This window comes from Pseudomonas sp. P5_B2, assembly GCF_056400445.1.
Map to the genome: position 1 here is coordinate 1 of NZ_JBFULH010001324.1, position 705 is coordinate 705.

1 protein-coding gene is annotated in these 705 nt (G+C 57.7%); it reads left to right on the forward strand.

Annotated features, from left to right (window positions below; translation table 11 throughout):
* Positions 1 to 310 precede the first annotated feature (310 nt).
* Positions 311 to 705, forward strand: a 395-nt coding sequence (locus AC1DRJ_RS31005) for a hypothetical protein (protein WP_477805470.1), incomplete at its 3' end; no start/stop codon positions are given.

Consider the following 705-nt stretch of genomic DNA (forward strand, 5'->3'; position numbering starts at 1 on the left):
ACCTGGAACAGTGGCGAGACTTGAATGCCCGGGCCGAGCAATCGCACAAAAACTCGCCTGCCGTGAACGTCGCCCATGAAGTTGACGATCCGCAGGCCTGAGAAGCCCCGGACGAACGCGAAAGTGCCGCCCTACGCGCCACCTGACTGACCTGGCGCAAGGCAAGTGGAAAAACACCGACAACGAAGAATCTAGCGCAAAAGAAACTGCAAAAACTTCTGGAAGACCGTCTATGCTCATTGGCACACATCGCGCTGACGCTTGAGCCAGAGCGGTCTGTTGTCATTTATTACCAAGGAATGTATTGCCTATGAAACTCCACGCACTGACCAAAGCCATCACCCTCGCAACCTTGCTGTCTGCCGTTAGCCTTGGCGCCATGGCTGAGGAGATTCCGCTGTCTGCTGACGTGGTAGCGGATCAAATCACCGCGACAGTTGTTTCGGTCGACGCCGCGAAACATCAAGTCGTCCTGAAAGGGCCTGAAGGCAAAGAGACTGCTATCCAGCTGACTGACGAGGCGAAAAACCTCGACAAATTGAAAGCCGGCGATGAGGTCGACATTCAAGTGGCTCACRCCGTCGTATTCGCCCTCGACACCGACGTCAGCAAGGGCCTGCCAGGCGCCGCCGAACGCACGGGCGAAGCTCGCGCGGCTCCCGGTAGCAGCAAACCGGGCGGCGAAGCTTACCGTCAGGTCCAGGT